Source organism: Williamsia muralis (assembly GCF_002735905.1).
In the GTDB taxonomy this organism is placed as follows: domain Bacteria; phylum Actinomycetota; class Actinomycetes; order Mycobacteriales; family Mycobacteriaceae; genus Williamsia; species Williamsia muralis_A.
Window position 1 is genome coordinate 698,285 of sequence record NZ_PEBD01000010.1, and the last position, 14,194, is coordinate 712,478.

Consider the following 14,194-nt stretch of genomic DNA (forward strand, 5'->3'; position numbering starts at 1 on the left):
CAGGTGGAGCGAATTCGGGTTGTCCACAGGGCGGTTGATATCCACAGGCCGCCGAGATACTGCTCGGACGGGCCCGCTTGCCGTCGGTGGCGAACTCAAGGCTCAGGGCATGAGCGAATCGAAGATCGAAGACCCGAATCTCGTCCGACGCCGGGATGCACTGCAGATCGGCGAACTCGACCGGCATCTGGCCGCTCGTGTGAAAACGGGGGAGCTACGTCGGCTGTATCGGGGGTTCTATACGTTCACGTCTGACCTCGACCAACTCGATCGCCATGTCCGCGACACGGAGATCTATCGGCGCACAGTGCTTGCGGCTGCAGACAACGGTGAACCGAACAAAGCCATCAGTCACTGGTCGGCGGCGGTCCTGCATGGATTGCCGGTTCTCGATGGTGACTCTTCCCGTGTGCATTTCACCGCGAACCGAATCGGGGGAGGACGACGCAGAGGCCGGGCATGTGTTGTGCACGGCTCGACGTGGGAGACCGACGAGGTGGCGATGATCGGCGAGTTTCTCGTGACCACACGGGCCAGGACGGCAGTAGACGTCGCGCGGTCCGGGTCATTCTTCCAAGCCGTCTGTGTGTTCGACGGAGCGCTGCACGCCGGCGTGCCCCGTGATGAACTCGAATCGGTGTTGCGACGAAGCGTCGGCCGTACCGGCATCTCTGTCGCTCGCGCGGCGCTCGCAGTGGCAGACGGCAAGTCCGAGAGCATCGGGGAGTCACTGTCGCGCGCTCTGATGCTGAGTTTCGGCGACATCCCGCTGCCTCGTCTGCAGCACAGATTCCTGACCGGCGACGGAACCTTCGTGGCCCGCACCGACTTCGACTGGGGCGGGCTGGTTGCGGGAGAGTTCGACGGCTACGCCAAGTACATCCGCTACCTTCGTCCGGGCGAAACCACCGAGCAGGCCTACGAGCGCGAGAAGTGGCGTGAGCAACGGCTGCATCGCATCGGAGTCGTTGTGGTGCGCTGGAACTGGAGCGATCTCCAGAACCCGGAGCGTCTGCATCGCATCCTGGTGAACGCGCTGACCGCACGCGGGCTGATGCCGTCCGCCCGACCGTGAATTCGCGCCGCCTACCGGCATGTGCGCCTGTTGCAAGCGGCGCACGCGCAGGCAAGCGGCGCGAATTTGAGGGTGGGGGCCAGCGGGGCGGGGTAGGCAGGTCAGGAATGACGCTGAGGAATGTACTGGACGGCCCAGTGATTGCCGTCGGGATCGTCGAAGGAGAGGAAGTGGCCCCAGGCCTGGACGTCGACCTCACCGGGTTCGACGCCGACGGACCGGAGGTGGGTCTGGGCCTCGTTGATGTCGGAGACACAGACCTGCAGACCTTTGACGGAACCTGGTTCGGCCTCGGTGAGGCCCTTGCCGAAGGCGATGGAGCACGCTGAACCGGGAGGCGTCATCTGTACGAACCGGACGTCGTCCGACACGACGTGATCGTGGTCGACGTTGAATCCGATCTTCTCGTAGAAGTCGCGGGTGCGGTCGACGTCGGTGACGGGCAGGATGACGACTTCAAGTGTCCAGTCCATGATGTGCTCCTCCGGTTGTGGCTGTCGGTTGCTGCTGAGAACAAGATTCGCAGCAATCGCGGACACTTCCGGTCCTAATTGTGAAACTTCAGCGAATAATCTGCACCGTCACCGTGACCACGTCACCTTCCGCGGCTCCGACTGCTCGCCGGACTGCCTTCTTCATCGGCAGAACATAGGTGCCGCGCTTGGAGTCCGGAAAGATCGATGTCTGCCAGTCGATCTCGTCGATCGAGACGCAGACCCGGATCGATCCGAATCCGGGACCCGGTTCCACTGTTGCGCGAATCTCGTCGGCGGAGTCCGCGGGCAGCGAGACGAAGTGCCACGCTCCCATCTCCGGCGCGGTCCAGATCTCGGCGTCGAACGTGATGATCACTTCGACAGTGTGGCCCAGAGGTCGGACGTCTCAGTAGTACACCGGTCCGGGAACGCCACCACCTGCTGCGATGGCGTCCCCGGTGATCGCGACACTGCGCGGCGATGCCAAGAAAGCGACCACGTCGGCCACCTCGGACGCGTCGACGATGCGCCGGATCGAGTTGGTGGCCAGTTCGTTCTCCAGGTCCGCGACGGCCACGCCGGATTCCGCCGACCGCTCCGTGAGTTGATCGGTGAGCCGCTGCGTGCGGGTACGGCCGGGGTGGACAACCGTGACGTTGATGCCGTGCGGACCCAGCTCGTCGGCGAGGTTCTTGGTCAACGCAGCGACACTCACGTTGCGGATGGTCTGTGCGATGGAGTTCGCTTGTCTTGCACCGAGACCGCTGATGTTGATGATTCGGCCCCAGCCCTGCTCGATCAGGTGCGGCGCCACCGCTCGAGCGGTGCGAAGATAGCCGAGCACCTTGATCTCGACCTCACGTCGGACGACATCGTCGGTGGTGGATGCGAAGTCGGTCGGCTTGCCGGCGCTCCACGGTGTGGCTGCCGAATTGACGAGGATGTCGATGCCGCCCAGCTCCGCGACCGTGCGGGTCACGAGGTTCTGCACCGACGCGTCGTCACCGGTGTCGACGGATATCGCGATCACCCGGCGGCCGGACTGCTGGGCGATGTCGGCGGCAGCGGACTCCAGGGCCTCGACCCCGCGTGCGGCGATCACGACGTCGGCTCCCTCTGCGGCCAGGGCATGAGCGATCGCCAGGCCGATGCCCTTGCTGCCGCCCGTCACCAGTGCCCGTTTTCCGGTCAGACCCAGATCCATCTATGTACTCCTCGTGGTCGGTGAACTCATGCTTGTGTACTCGGGAACATACTTGCCCAACAGCACTGCGCCCCCGGCCGACAGTGCGGCCACGGCGAAGACTGCCGCCGACAACGGGAACACGGCCGCGGACAACGCGATCGACAACGGGCCGACGAGAAAGCCACTGTCGTGCGTCAGACGCCATGCGGCGAGGAACTCGGCCCGGCCGGTGCTCGGTGCGACGTCTGCACCGATGGTCATGATGACCCCGTTGCCGAGGCCGTTACCGACACCCATCACCACCGCGACTGCAGTGAACGTGAAAAGCGTTGTGGTGAAGGGCAACAGCAGATATGACACCGACAGCACAACAATCGAGGGCACCGCCACCAACGTGCGCCCGAAACGGTCCATCAGATGGCCTGCGGGGTAGGCGAACAGCACGTCGGCAGCGGCACCCACACCGAAAAGTAGGCTGGCCACAGCCGGCGACAACCCGATGTGGCTGGCCCACAACGGCAAGATCGCGTCACGAGCACTGCGTGCCACGCCGAGCAACAGTGACCCCGCGCCGAGGGTCGCCAACAGCCGACCGTGCTCTGCGAAGACCTGGGAGATGTTGTGCGACTCCACCATCGGTCCGGCGCCCGGCGGGTCGGGGAGCCGGGCCATCATCGACCCGGCGACGACAATCGCTGTCAGCTGCACCAGGAATCCGCCCCGGGTACCGAACACGACGATGGCGCCGGCACCGAGGAGCGGTCCGACAAAGAAGCCGAGCCGCATGGCTCCGCCGAACAGCGACATCGCCCGGGCCCGCCAGGCGAACGGAACGGCCAGCGACAGGTAGTTCTGCCGCGCGAGACCCCACACCGCGTTGGCCAGTCCGACCGCAAAGATGCCCAGGCACAACGTCCATACCGCCGGTGCGAGAAGGCAGGCCAGCGCACCCGACGCCGCAAGCAGACTGGCCACGATGATCGAGCGCCGCTCACCGATCTTGGCGACGATCTGCCCGGAACACGTGTCGCCGACCACCTGGCCGAGTCCGACGATCGCCACGGTGAGGCCAGCCTGAGCTGCGGATGCGCCGAGCTCGAGGGCGGACAGCACCATCACCGGCGCGGCCGCCCCCTGTCCGATCCCGTAGGCCGTCGCCGGCAGGTAGACGGTGCCGGCGAGCGATCTCAGGGGTCGTTCGACGCGTCCGGCCGCTGTCGCCGGATCGTCGATCGATGTCATGCGCTGGCTGCCGCCGGCTCCTTCTCGACGGATCCGGACGGCAGTTCGATGCCGTAGTGGCCGCGGAGGGTGGATGCGGTGTAGTCGTCGCGGAAGCGGCCGCGGGCCTGCAGGATCGGGACGACGTGGTCGACGAAATCCTCGAGGCCGCCGGGCAGGTAGGGAGGCATGATGTTGAAACCGTCGGCCGCACCCGCGTCCACCCAGGCGATGAGGTCGTCGGCGATCTGCTCCGGTGTCCCGGTGATGGTGCGATGCCCGCGACCGCCCCCGAGGCGGCCGATCAGCTCACGGATCGTGAGATCTTCGGAGGCGGCGAGTTGACGTACCAGCGTCGATCGACTCTTGTGGCCCTGGATTTCCGATTCCGGAGGTAGGGGTGGCAGCCGGGAATCGAGTGGGAGGCCGGTGAGATCGACGTTGAAGAAGTTCGACAGCTGGCCCAGCGCATAGTCGGGCGAGATCAGATCGGTGAACTCACGTTCGAGGTCACGTGCTTCCTGCTCGGTACTGCCGATGAACGGCACGATGCCCGGGAGAATCTGGAGGTCTTCGGCGCCGCGACCATAACGCGGCAAACGCCGTTTGAGATCGCGATAGAAGTCCTGGCCTTCGGCGATGGTGCGCTGGGCGGTGAAGACCACCTCCGCGTAGCGGGCTGCGAGGTCCTTGCCGTCCTCGGAAGATCCGGCTTGCACCAGAACCGGCCGACCTTGCGGCGATCGGGGCGAGTTGAGCGGACCCCGGACCCTGAACGCCTCTCCCACATGGTTTATGGGATGCACCCGCTCGGGGTCCGCGAAGATCGCGTTGTCGACGTCGAGCACCACGGCGTCGTCCTCCCAGCTGTCCCACAGCCGGTTCACGACATCGACGAACTCCTGGGCGCGGCGATACCGGCCGGCGTGGTCGGGGATGGAGTCATAGCCGAAGTTGAGCGCCTCTTGTTCCTGACCGGACGTGACGATGTTCCATCCGGCACGGCCCCCGCTGATGTGTTCGAGCGAGGCGAAGGCGCGCGCCAACGTGTACGGGTGGTTGTAACCCGTTGAGGCAGTGGCGATCAAGCCGACCTTGCTGGTCCCGCCCGCGATGGCGGACAACAGTGTGATCGGCTCGAAGATGGCCTGGGTGTTGCGGCGGATGTTGGGTCCTACGGCCAAGCCGTCGGCGAAGAACACGGAGTCGAGCTTTCCGCGTTCGGCGATCTGGCCCAGCCGAACGAAGTGGGCGACGTCGAGCACTTCGTGTTCGGAGGTGCGTGGATGACGCCAGGCGGCTTCGTGATGGCCGACGCCCATCAAGAAGGCGTTCAGGTGCAGGGTGCGTGTCATGTGATCAGTCCTAGTGTGATGTCGGGTGATTCAGTTGGCGGCAGGTGTTCGCCAGCGAGAGAATCGGCGTTCGAGCAGAACGAGTACGTAGTTGAAGACGAGACCGACGAGCGCGATGGTGAGGATGCCGGCATACATCTGCGGGATCTGGAAGTTGAGCTGGCTTGCCATGATGAGGTAGCCGAGTCCCGAACGCGCACCGACCATTTCGGCCGCGATGAGAACCAGGATCGACGATGCGGCCGAGAGTCGGATGCCGGTGAAGATCGTCGGCAGGGCTGCGGGCAGGATCACCTTCTGGAACAACCGGTACGCGGGAAGACCCAGTGAGCGAGCAGATTTGATCAACAACGGGTCAACTGTCCGCACACCCGAGATCGTGTTGAGCAGGATGGGGAAGATGCAGGCGTAGGTCACGAGAGCGACCTTGGAGGTCTCTCCGATGCCGAGGATGAGCACAAAGACGGGGAGCAAGGCCAGTGCGGCCGTGTTGCGGAACAACTCGAGAACCGGGCTGAGGTACTGCGCAAGAGGCCGGTACCAGCCGATCAGGATGCCCAACGGCACGGCGAACACCACCGCGATGGCGAAGCCGCGCAGAGCTCGACCCAAACTCGCGGAGATGTGTTCCCAGAGCTGACCACTCTCGGCCAGATCGACCAGAGCCTTCGCGACCACCGAGAACTCAGGCAGGAACGTCCGGTCGACCAGACCGATGCGCGGCGCGACCTCCCAAAATGCAACCAGGAGCACCAGCGCGATCGAACTGCGGAAGACCCAGGAGCCGGACTTTCGCAGCTTCCCACCGACCCGACGTGTGGATGAGGGGACAGGTGCCGGAGCCGGGGATGCTATCTCCTTCACCGGCGCCGGGCTCGAGACCTTTTCCAACGTGACGCTAGACATGGCTACCCACTCCGATCGTTTCGGCGGCGGCACCGGCCACCTCGGGACGCAACGACAGCCAGATCCGGTGCCGGTAGTCGCGGAACTGTTCAGATGAACGGATGTCGTCGACGGCATCCCGGTCGATGTCGATCGGCAGGATCTCTTTGATCCGACCGGGGCGTTCGGTGAGGATGGCAACCCGGTTGCCGAGGTAGATGGCCTCGTCGATGCCATGGGTGATGAACAGGATGGTCTTGCCCGTGGCCTTCCAGATCCGTAGGAGCTCGCCCTGCAACCCCTCGCGGGTCTGGGCGTCGAGCGCTGCGAACGGCTCGTCCATCAGCAGCACCTCGGGGTCGTACGAGAGGCTGCGCGCGATCGCCACACGCTGTTTCATGCCACCCGACAGCTCGTGGGGGTAGTGGTCGCCGAAGTTGCCGAGACCGACGAGTCCGAGGTACTCATCGGCGATGGCCTTGCGCCGGCGACGCGAGATGCCCTTGGCCTCGAGGCCGAATTCCACGTTCGCACGGGCCGTGCGCCATGGCAGCAGCGCGTACTGCTGGAATACCACACCCCGATCCAGTCCTGGTCCGGTGATGGGCTTTCCGTCCAGCAGGATCTCACCCGCAGTGGGCTTGGTGAGGCCGCCGACCAGGTCGAGCAGGGTGGACTTTCCGCTGCCGCTGGGGCCGACGAGGACAAGGAACTCTCCTTCGGCCGCAGAGATGCTGATGTCGTCGATGGCCACGAACTCGGGCTTGCCCGGCGCGGTGAACGACTTGCGCACCCCGCGCAATTCCAGTTTCGGCGTCGTCATTTCGCTGCCACCACCGGTGCGCCGTCAGGCCCGGAGTCAGGCTGGTACGTGCCGTCGGCGTAAGGGTTGTCGTCGTTGGTGAAAATGTCCTGCGGTGTCAGCTTGCCCTTGTCGAGCTCATTGTTGCGCACGAGCCAATCGATCCACAGCTGGAACTCCTCGGGCTTGATCACCCCGCCCGGCGTGGGGATGGACGAGCTCTTCCAGTACTCGGCCAGAGCGGGATCCTCGCCGCGACCACGCTTGGTGATGATGTCCTTGAAACGTGCGACAACCTCCGCCTGTGGAGTCACCTGCGTCCAGCGGATCGCACGGGCGGTACCCTGGACGAAGTCCTTCACGGCCTCCGGATTCTTCTTGATGAATTCGTCACGGAACACGTAGCTGCCATAGCTGAAGTCTCCGAAGATCCTGTCGGTGAACAGCTCCCGGATCCCGCCGTTCTGCAGCGCGCGCTGCTGGAAGATGCTGTTGAACGCGCCGACATCGATCTGACCTTGGCGCAGCGACGACTCGTTGTTGATCGGCGGCACCACCAGCAACTGGACCGACGCGATCTCGTCCTTCGAAAGTCCCTCACGGGCAAGCCATTCGCGAATGACGAACTCCGAGTGCGCCCCCAACGTGTTGATTCCGATCTTCTTGCCGATCAGGTCCCTCGCGGTGCGGATCGGGGAATCCTCGAGGACATAGAACCCGTTGAATGTCTTCTCGTCGGCGCCGTAGGAATCGACGACGGCCGTGATCGGTGAACCCGCTGACGCCAGCTTGACGATCGCTCCGTTGAAAGCGTGCCCGAAATCGGTGTCGCCCGTCGCGGCGGCCTGAATCGACTGCGGGCCGCTGGTGGTCTCGCCGACCGCCTTGATGCTGACCTTGGTGAAGTACCCGAGATCAGCTGCCAATTCCGGGAATTGAACGGTCGCGGGGAAGCTGAGGTACCGCAGCTCGGTCTTGCCGTCGGCGGTGACGGTGGCCTCGTCGGCGGAGCCGCAGGCGGCAGTCGTCACCCCCACGAGAAGTGCCAGCGCTGCCGCGATGCGGACCCGCCATGGGTGTTTGTGACTCACTGCTTTTCCTTTCGGGTTTCTCGGATTCGCAAACGGTTGTGTTCTCGATCCGAAACTGTCATCGATTTGTTCCGCCGGCACCGAGCACTTCATTCGCGCTGCGAAACACTCTGCCGCGCATAGAACTTGGGGTTCGAGAGATATTTTTCGATACCGGTCCCGGGGTCTTCAACAACCTATTTCACATCATGGAAATAGAGGCCCGATTAAATCGTGGCGGGTAAAAGGCTGCGGTCTTTCGCCCTCACGGAACCGTCGGCCACGGCGTCGCGGAGCATTTCTGCGGCCTGGCGCATCGCCGGTTGGATGCGGACGATCAGGTTCTCATCGAGTCGTGCGCTACGTGCTTGGACTCCGATGGATGCGCGCACCTGGCCTCGGGCATCGAACACGGGCACGGCCACCGCCGTCACGCCACCGGCTGACGACACCGTGAAGCCGCGCTGCCGCGTGGACGCCACGTCCGGAATCGTCCCGAGGCGCCGATTGCGTCGATGACCGAACGCGACGATGGCCTGGCCCATTGCGCTTCCTTCGACCCTGGTTCGCCGGCTGGGCAGCTGGTGGGTACAGAACATCGACGGTGGCCGGGCCGAGTAGACGGTGACCGCGTCGGTGTTGTCGATGACACCGAGGCTGGCCGTGATCCGGATCCCTGACGACAAGAGATGCAGATGGGGGGCGGCAGCGTCGATGTCGATCTGCTGAGCCGCGGTCTGTGCAAGCGCGGTGATCCCGTCGCCGATGCGGTAGGCGCTGTGGCCGTCGCGTGCCAACAGCCGGCCCCGGACAAGCGCTTGGACGATGCGATGTGTGGTGCTCACCGGCAGGTCGACCCGGCTCGCCAGTTCGCTGACCGTTACCGGCCGGTCCTCGCCTTCGAGTGCGTAGAGCACTGCGATTGCCCGTTCCACCGACTGTGAACCGGTACGACCCGGCTGACGCGTCGAGGCCATGTCCTACCCCCTCCGGTTCGTTCTGATGCTTGTCGCCATGGTGGTTGCCAGATGATGAGAGGTGAAGATTTCGGCGCGGCGTGAACCTATCCCCGCTGGTGGCCTGGGTATTTCGACCCGACGGCCTTTCGGATTTCACATTGTGGAAGCAGTGGTTGCCACGCATGTGCGGTCTCGGTAGCCAATGGAAATCGTCAACCACTGAATGCAAAGGATGGGATCTGCGATGACCACACTGATCGAGAGCCGCCAATCGCTATCAAACCGTTTGTCCGTCGAGCCGATTGCCGGCTACCTCGGCGCCGAAGTCTCGGGCGTCGACCTGGTCGACGAGTTGGACGCGGAGGCGCAGCGCGAATTACGTGACGCCCTTTTCGAGTACAAGGTGCTGTTCTTTCGGGATCAGGCAATCGACCACGCACAGCAGATCCGATTCACGAGCTACTTCGGGCCGGTCACGGACGCTCATCCACTCGGGTACACGGACAAGTCGCCGGCCGGCTATCCGCAAGTGCTGGAGGTCGATTCGCGAACCTATGCCAGCCGCGGAGGATCGCGCCGATACAGCTACGCCAACTTCTGGCACCAGGACGTCACGGCGCTGGTGAACCCACCCGCCGTGACCGTGCTGCGTGCCGAACTCGTTCCCGAGGTGGGTGGCGACACCACCTGGGCAGACCTGGGTGCCGCCTACGACAACCTGCCCGCCTCGCTCCAGCGTTTCCTGGAAGGTCTGTACGCGGAGAACCGATTCGGGGGACGCGAAAAGCGTTGGGAGAAGGGATCAGAAGCCGAGTCGCTGACCCAGCAGACCCCGATCATCAGTGAGCATCCGGTGATTCGTGTGCACCCGGTGACCGGTCAGAAACTGATCTACGTCAACCCTGGTTTCACCAGCAGGATCCTCGGAGTCAGTCCCTCCCAGAGCGATCGCATCCTCGACTTGCTGTTCGAGGAGATCACCAACCCGGCCATCACGGTTCGGGTTCGCTGGACACCCGACAGCATCGGGGTGTGGGACAACCGCGCCACCATCCATCAGGCGCCCACCGATCTCGACCATCTCGACGTGGTGCGGGTGCTGCACCGCACGACGGTGGAAGGCGATGTGCCCGAAGGGGTTGGTGGCCGAAGGTCCCGATCCGTCTCCGGTGAACTGTTTCTCGCCAAGAAGAGTGCCTGACCCCCCGACCTGAGGACCACAGCCATGACAATCACCCAACCCGTCACCCGCACCACCCTCGAGTTCCGGCCGGTCGCCGGGCACATCGGAGCCGAGGTCAGCGGCGTGGACCTGCGCCGGCCCCTTGACGATGATCAGTCGGCCGCAGTGATCGACGCGTTGCATCGCCACAAGGTGCTGTTCTTCCGGGACCAGCAGATCGGCCATGCCGAGCAGATCGCCTTCGCACGGACCTTCGGCCCCGTCACCGCCTCGCACCCCTATGACGACGACGCCCCGACCGAGTTCCCCGAGATCTTGGCAATCGACAACCGAGACTACGAGCGCAAGTTCGGCGTGAAGGCGGCCGGCTACACCAACGAATGGCACACGGACGTCACGGCTTTGGTGAACCCTCCGGCCGTCAGTATCTTGCGGTCGGCCATCGCGCCGGCGCGGGGCGGAGATACCAGCTGGACCAACCTCGCAGCCGCGTACGACGGACTGCCCGAGTCGATCAAAGAACTCGTCGACGGCCTTCGGGCCGAGCACCGCTTCGGTGGCCGCCACCCGATCTTCAAGGCCGAGAGTTCCTACGGCAAGAAGGTCAGCAAGGCGCCGCTGATCAGCGAACACCCGGTGGTCCGCGTGCACCCGGTCTCCGGCGAGCGAATCCTGTTCGTGCAACCGGGATTCACCAGCCGGATCGTCGGCTACAGCCGACGACAGAGCGATGCCCTGCTCGACCTGCTGTTCGAGGAGGTGTCTCGGCCGGCCTACACGGTGCGATTCCGCTGGTCGACGGGAAGCATTGCGGTGTGGGACAACCGGGCGACCGCGCACCTGGCTCCGGGGGACATCAACCACCTGGACGTCACCCGTGTGCTCTACCGCACCACCATCGAAGGCGACATCCCCGTCGGTGTCGACGGCACGCCGTCGACGTCCATCTCCGGCGAACAATTCATCGGTTCCTAGCCCGGCGGGTGCCGGGGGGAAACGTAAGGTTCCGCCGGGGTCGTCCGTCGCATATCGTCGGGCACGATGACCACACCACCGATCCGGCGCTTCCGCGCGATCCTGCACGTCGACCTGGACCAGTTCCAGGTGTCGGTGGAGCGTCGCCGGAACCCGGACCTGATCGGCACACCTGTCATCGTCGGCGGGACCGGTGACCCGACCGAACCGCGCAAGGTCGTCACGTGCGCGTCCTACGAGGCCCGTGATCAGGGGGTACGGGCCGGCATGCCGTTGCGGTCCGCATTTCGCAAGATGCCCGAGGCGATCTATCTGCCCCTGGACCACACGTCGTACGACGAGGCATCGGCCGAGGTGATGCAGACGCTTCGAGACTTCGGATATCCCGTCGAGGTGATCGGGTGGGATGAGGCGTTCCTGGGCGTTCCGGCATCGGAGACCGGTCTCGACATCACCGAGTTGGCCCAGGCCGTTCGACAGCGGGTTCTCGATGAGCGCGGGCTGTCGTCGGCGGTCGGCATCAGCGACAACAAACAGCGCGCCAAGATGGCGACCGGATTCGCCAAACGCTCACCCGAGCACGCCTTCACCCTGGACAACCAGAACTGGATGCCCATCATGGGGGAGCGCGGTGTCGGCGACCTCTGGAGCGTCGGTCCCAAGACGACAGCAAAACTGGAGAGGCTGGGGATCAATACCGTTGCCCAGCTTGCCTCAGAGGATGTCGGGCGGCTGGTGGCCGAGTTCGGACCCCACCTCGGCAATTGGCTGTACCTGCTCTCGCGTGGTGGCGGCGACATCGAGGTGAGCGCCGAACCGTACATTCCGCGGTCGCACAGCAAGGTCGAGACCTTCCCGACCGACCTCACCGCCCGCGCCGACATCGATGAGGCGATCCGCAAGCTGACCCGGGAACTGTTGGCGCAGGTCATCTCTGAGGGACGGGTGGCTTTCCGGGTGGCCGTGACCGTTCGGACCATGACGTTCTACACCCGGACGAAGTCGAAGAAGCTGCCCGCCCCGACCACCGACGCCACCGTGATCGAGGCCGCGATGCTCGAGGTGCTGCACAAGTTCGAGCTGGACCGCCCGATCCGCTTGTTGGGTGTGCGTCTTGATCTGGTGATGCCCACAGAAAACATTCCGCCCGACCCGTAGGTGCCCGCACCGCTTCGGTGCTAACTTCCGGGCAGAGATCGGCGAGCGGGAGGGCATCACATGCGGTGGTTCAGGCAGGCGTTGGTGACATCGGTCTTGGTTGGGCTGATAACTGTCGGTCTGGCGCCGAGCGCGCAGGCGGCTCCGCTGCCGGTGCAGTACAACTTCCTGGCCGGCATACCCGCCGAACTCGCCAACCCGAATGGCTCGCTGCCCGGGTCCAACGATTACGCATGCAAGCCGTCTGCTCAGCACCCCGATCCGGTGGTATTGGTCCACGGCACCGCGGGCAGTCAGCAGACCAACTGGATCTCGTTGGTGCCGGTGCTCAAGAACGAGGGTTATTGCGTGTTCGCGCTCACCTATGGCGAGTTGTCGCAGCAGTGGCCGTTGTCGCGGATCGGCGGGCTGGGCGCCAAAGACGTCAGTGCCTGGGAGCTCAAGGTGTTCGTCGACAACGTGCTGGCGAAAACGGGCGCCGCGCAGGTCGACATCGTGGGTCATTCGCAGGGCACACAGATCCCGACCTATTGGGCGAAGTACTACGGGGGCGCGGGAAAGATCGACAAGTATGTGTCGCTCGCGCCGTACTGGCAGGGGTCGGACGGCGACGGCGAGGGCCGGTCGGAGTTGGTGGAGATGTTTGCCGACCGATTGGGATTGCCGCCCGCAGCAGTACCCGACACCGAATGCCCTGACTGCACCGCTGCACCCGGCGACGGTGACTTCGCGGCGGCCATCGATGCCCCCGATGGCCCCTACGTCGCGGGCATCGACTACACGAACATCGTCACCCGCTACGACCAGCTCGTGACCCCGTACACCAGCGGCATCCTGGCCGGGCCGCCCGGCATCGAGGTCACCAACATCGTTGTGCAGGACACCTGCTCGCGGGACCGCTCAGATCATCTGTCGATCGTGTCCAACCAGCGCAGTTCGGCGTTTGTGCTCAACGCCCTCGACCCCGCGCATCCCAGACCCGCACCCTGCCTGGACGTGCCGCCCTACACCGGTGCGTGAGCCAGTTTCAGGAAGGCGTCGAGCAAGGTCGCGCAGTTCTCTTTCGATTCGGCCGCGCGAGCAGCGATCTCAGCCGTGATCTTGTCCAGGTCGATACCGCGTTCGACGACCAGCTGACCCTCGCGGCCGGCGGCCCAGCTCGCCTGCCAGGTGGCCCACACCGCCGGTGAGATCTCCGGATGGAACTGAACGCCCAGGTTCCGACCGAATGTGAAGGCCTGCAACGCTGCTCCGTTGCGGGCGATTTCGCGAGCACCGGGGGGGAGGGTGAATCGGTCGTAGTGCATCTGCATCCACGGCCCGCGTGCAACCAGTTCGGGCGCAACGGTGTCGACGGTGACGTAACCGTGCTCGGGGTGGTCCGACCGCTTGACCTTTCCGCCGAGAACCCGGCTGAGCAGCTGGCCACCGAAGCACACACCGAGAATCGGTACGTTCGCGGCGAGGGCAGCACGTAGGTAGCCGATCTCGGCCGCCAGCCAGGGAACGGAATCGTCGTATGCCGCTTCCGAAGAACCCATCACGACAGCGAAATCGAACCCCGCGACCTCCGGTAGATCTCCGGACGGGTGCACGACCTCCACGTCGTAGCCACGGTCGATGACGTGGTCGCGCAGGGTCCCCGTATCAGCGACTCCGCGGTCGCGGTCGTGATCATGCACCACGAAGAGTGCGCGGTTGCGAGACGCCCCGGGAACTGGCTCGACGAGATCTGGCTCGGCCATCACAACCGGTCGTGGAGCTGGGTCGCGACGATGCAGACCGTCGATGGCGCGACAGCAACGTCGTGTGCTGAAAATTGCACTGCATACTCCTGATACCCGCCGGA

Annotated in this window: 15 protein-coding genes; 5 read left to right on the plus strand and 10 right to left on the minus strand. The window is 64.5% G+C overall.

Features of this window, described 5'->3' with window-relative positions; all coding sequences use genetic code 11:
* The first annotated feature begins 109 nt into the window (after positions 1–109).
* The gene (locus tag CSW57_RS16880) at positions 110–1,075 is read left to right on the plus strand and encodes a hypothetical protein (RefSeq protein WP_099383828.1); all 966 of its coding nucleotides are present in this window, start codon (positions 110–112) and stop codon (positions 1,073–1,075) included.
* 101 nt (positions 1,076–1,176) lie between these two features.
* Here CSW57_RS16880 and CSW57_RS16885 read toward each other — a convergent pair whose 3' ends face one another.
* From CSW57_RS16885 to CSW57_RS16925, 9 genes are all read right to left on the minus strand, one after another.
* On the minus strand, positions 1,177–1,548 hold the full coding sequence (locus CSW57_RS16885) for a VOC family protein (protein WP_099383829.1): 372 nt from the start codon (positions 1,546–1,548) through the stop codon (positions 1,177–1,179).
* Between the two features lie 88 nt (positions 1,549–1,636).
* Entirely contained in the window at positions 1,637–1,927 is a 291-nt protein-coding gene (locus tag CSW57_RS16890) for a DUF1905 domain-containing protein (protein WP_099383830.1), read from the minus strand.
* Positions 1,928–1,957: 30 nt separating this feature from the next.
* On the minus strand, positions 1,958–2,755 hold the full coding sequence (locus CSW57_RS16895; protein WP_099383831.1) for an SDR family NAD(P)-dependent oxidoreductase: 798 nt from the start codon (positions 2,753–2,755) through the stop codon (positions 1,958–1,960).
* A complete protein-coding gene (locus CSW57_RS16900) occupies positions 2,756–3,979 on the minus strand; it encodes an MFS transporter (RefSeq protein WP_099383832.1) in 1,224 nt (407 codons plus the stop codon).
* Positions 3,976–5,313, minus strand: coding sequence for an LLM class flavin-dependent oxidoreductase (locus CSW57_RS16905; RefSeq protein ID WP_099383833.1), 1,338 nt, complete (start codon positions 5,311–5,313; stop codon positions 3,976–3,978). The genes CSW57_RS16900 and CSW57_RS16905 overlap by 4 nt, the downstream gene beginning before the upstream one ends.
* A gap of 30 nt (positions 5,314–5,343) precedes the next feature.
* Complete coding sequence (locus CSW57_RS16910; RefSeq protein ID WP_099383834.1) at positions 5,344–6,219, minus strand: ABC transporter permease; 876 nt, start codon at positions 6,217–6,219, stop codon at positions 5,344–5,346.
* On the minus strand, positions 6,212–7,021 hold the full coding sequence (locus CSW57_RS16915; protein WP_023954228.1) for an ABC transporter ATP-binding protein: 810 nt from the start codon (positions 7,019–7,021) through the stop codon (positions 6,212–6,214). Before CSW57_RS16915 ends, CSW57_RS16910 begins: the two co-directional genes overlap by 8 nt.
* Positions 7,018–8,091: an ABC transporter substrate-binding protein gene (locus CSW57_RS16920; protein WP_370623977.1), complete on the minus strand. Its 1,074-nt coding sequence runs from the start codon at positions 8,089–8,091 to the stop codon at positions 7,018–7,020. The genes CSW57_RS16915 and CSW57_RS16920 overlap by 4 nt, the downstream gene beginning before the upstream one ends.
* Before the next feature lie 206 nt (positions 8,092–8,297).
* Positions 8,298–9,047, minus strand: a complete 750-nt coding sequence (locus CSW57_RS16925; RefSeq protein WP_099383836.1) for an IclR family transcriptional regulator — start codon at positions 9,045–9,047, stop codon at positions 8,298–8,300.
* A gap of 226 nt (positions 9,048–9,273) precedes the next feature.
* Between CSW57_RS16925 and CSW57_RS16930 the strand changes: the two genes are divergently transcribed.
* From CSW57_RS16930 to CSW57_RS16945, 4 genes are all read left to right on the plus strand, one after another.
* A complete protein-coding gene (locus CSW57_RS16930; RefSeq protein WP_099383837.1) occupies positions 9,274–10,230 on the plus strand; it encodes a TauD/TfdA dioxygenase family protein in 957 nt (318 codons plus the stop codon).
* 24 nt (positions 10,231–10,254) lie between these two features.
* On the plus strand, positions 10,255–11,187 hold the full coding sequence (locus CSW57_RS16935) for a TauD/TfdA dioxygenase family protein (protein ID WP_099383838.1): 933 nt from the start codon (positions 10,255–10,257) through the stop codon (positions 11,185–11,187).
* A gap of 66 nt (positions 11,188–11,253) precedes the next feature.
* Positions 11,254–12,345, plus strand: coding sequence for a DNA polymerase IV (locus CSW57_RS16940; RefSeq protein WP_099383839.1), 1,092 nt, complete (start codon positions 11,254–11,256; stop codon positions 12,343–12,345).
* 60 nt (positions 12,346–12,405) lie between these two features.
* Positions 12,406–13,365 (plus strand): esterase/lipase family protein, encoded by a 960-nt coding sequence (locus CSW57_RS16945; RefSeq protein WP_099383840.1) that lies wholly within the window; start codon positions 12,406–12,408, stop codon positions 13,363–13,365.
* On the opposite strand, the gene CSW57_RS16950 is transcribed toward CSW57_RS16945, so the two are convergent.
* The gene (locus tag CSW57_RS16950; RefSeq protein ID WP_099383841.1) at positions 13,350–14,090 is read right to left on the minus strand and encodes a type 1 glutamine amidotransferase; all 741 of its coding nucleotides are present in this window, start codon (positions 14,088–14,090) and stop codon (positions 13,350–13,352) included. The genes CSW57_RS16945 and CSW57_RS16950 overlap by 16 nt on opposite strands.
* Positions 14,091–14,194 lie beyond the last annotated feature (104 nt).

Coding starts and splice junctions, on each gene's coding strand:
- CSW57_RS16880 (WP_099383828.1), top strand. CDS start 110: ATGAGCGAATCGAAGATCGAAGACCCGAATCTCGTCCGACGCCGGGAT.
- CSW57_RS16885 (WP_099383829.1), bottom strand. CDS start 1,548: ATGGACTGGACACTTGAAGTCGTCATCCTGCCCGTCACCGACGTCGAC.
- CSW57_RS16895 (WP_099383831.1), bottom strand. CDS start 2,755: ATGGATCTGGGTCTGACCGGAAAACGGGCACTGGTGACGGGCGGCAGC.
- CSW57_RS16900 (WP_099383832.1), bottom strand. CDS start 3,979: ATGACATCGATCGACGATCCGGCGACAGCGGCCGGACGCGTCGAACGA.
- CSW57_RS16905 (WP_099383833.1), bottom strand. CDS start 5,313: ATGACACGCACCCTGCACCTGAACGCCTTCTTGATGGGCGTCGGCCAT.
- CSW57_RS16910 (WP_099383834.1), bottom strand. CDS start 6,219: ATGTCTAGCGTCACGTTGGAAAAGGTCTCGAGCCCGGCGCCGGTGAAG.
- CSW57_RS16915 (WP_023954228.1), bottom strand. CDS start 7,021: ATGACGACGCCGAAACTGGAATTGCGCGGGGTGCGCAAGTCGTTCACC.
- CSW57_RS16925 (WP_099383836.1), bottom strand. CDS start 9,047: ATGGCCTCGACGCGTCAGCCGGGTCGTACCGGTTCACAGTCGGTGGAA.
- CSW57_RS16930 (WP_099383837.1), top strand. CDS start 9,274: ATGACCACACTGATCGAGAGCCGCCAATCGCTATCAAACCGTTTGTCC.
- CSW57_RS16935 (WP_099383838.1), top strand. CDS start 10,255: ATGACAATCACCCAACCCGTCACCCGCACCACCCTCGAGTTCCGGCCG.
- CSW57_RS16940 (WP_099383839.1), top strand. CDS start 11,254: ATGACCACACCACCGATCCGGCGCTTCCGCGCGATCCTGCACGTCGAC.
- CSW57_RS16945 (WP_099383840.1), top strand. CDS start 12,406: ATGCGGTGGTTCAGGCAGGCGTTGGTGACATCGGTCTTGGTTGGGCTG.
- CSW57_RS16950 (WP_099383841.1), bottom strand. CDS start 14,090: ATGGCCGAGCCAGATCTCGTCGAGCCAGTTCCCGGGGCGTCTCGCAAC.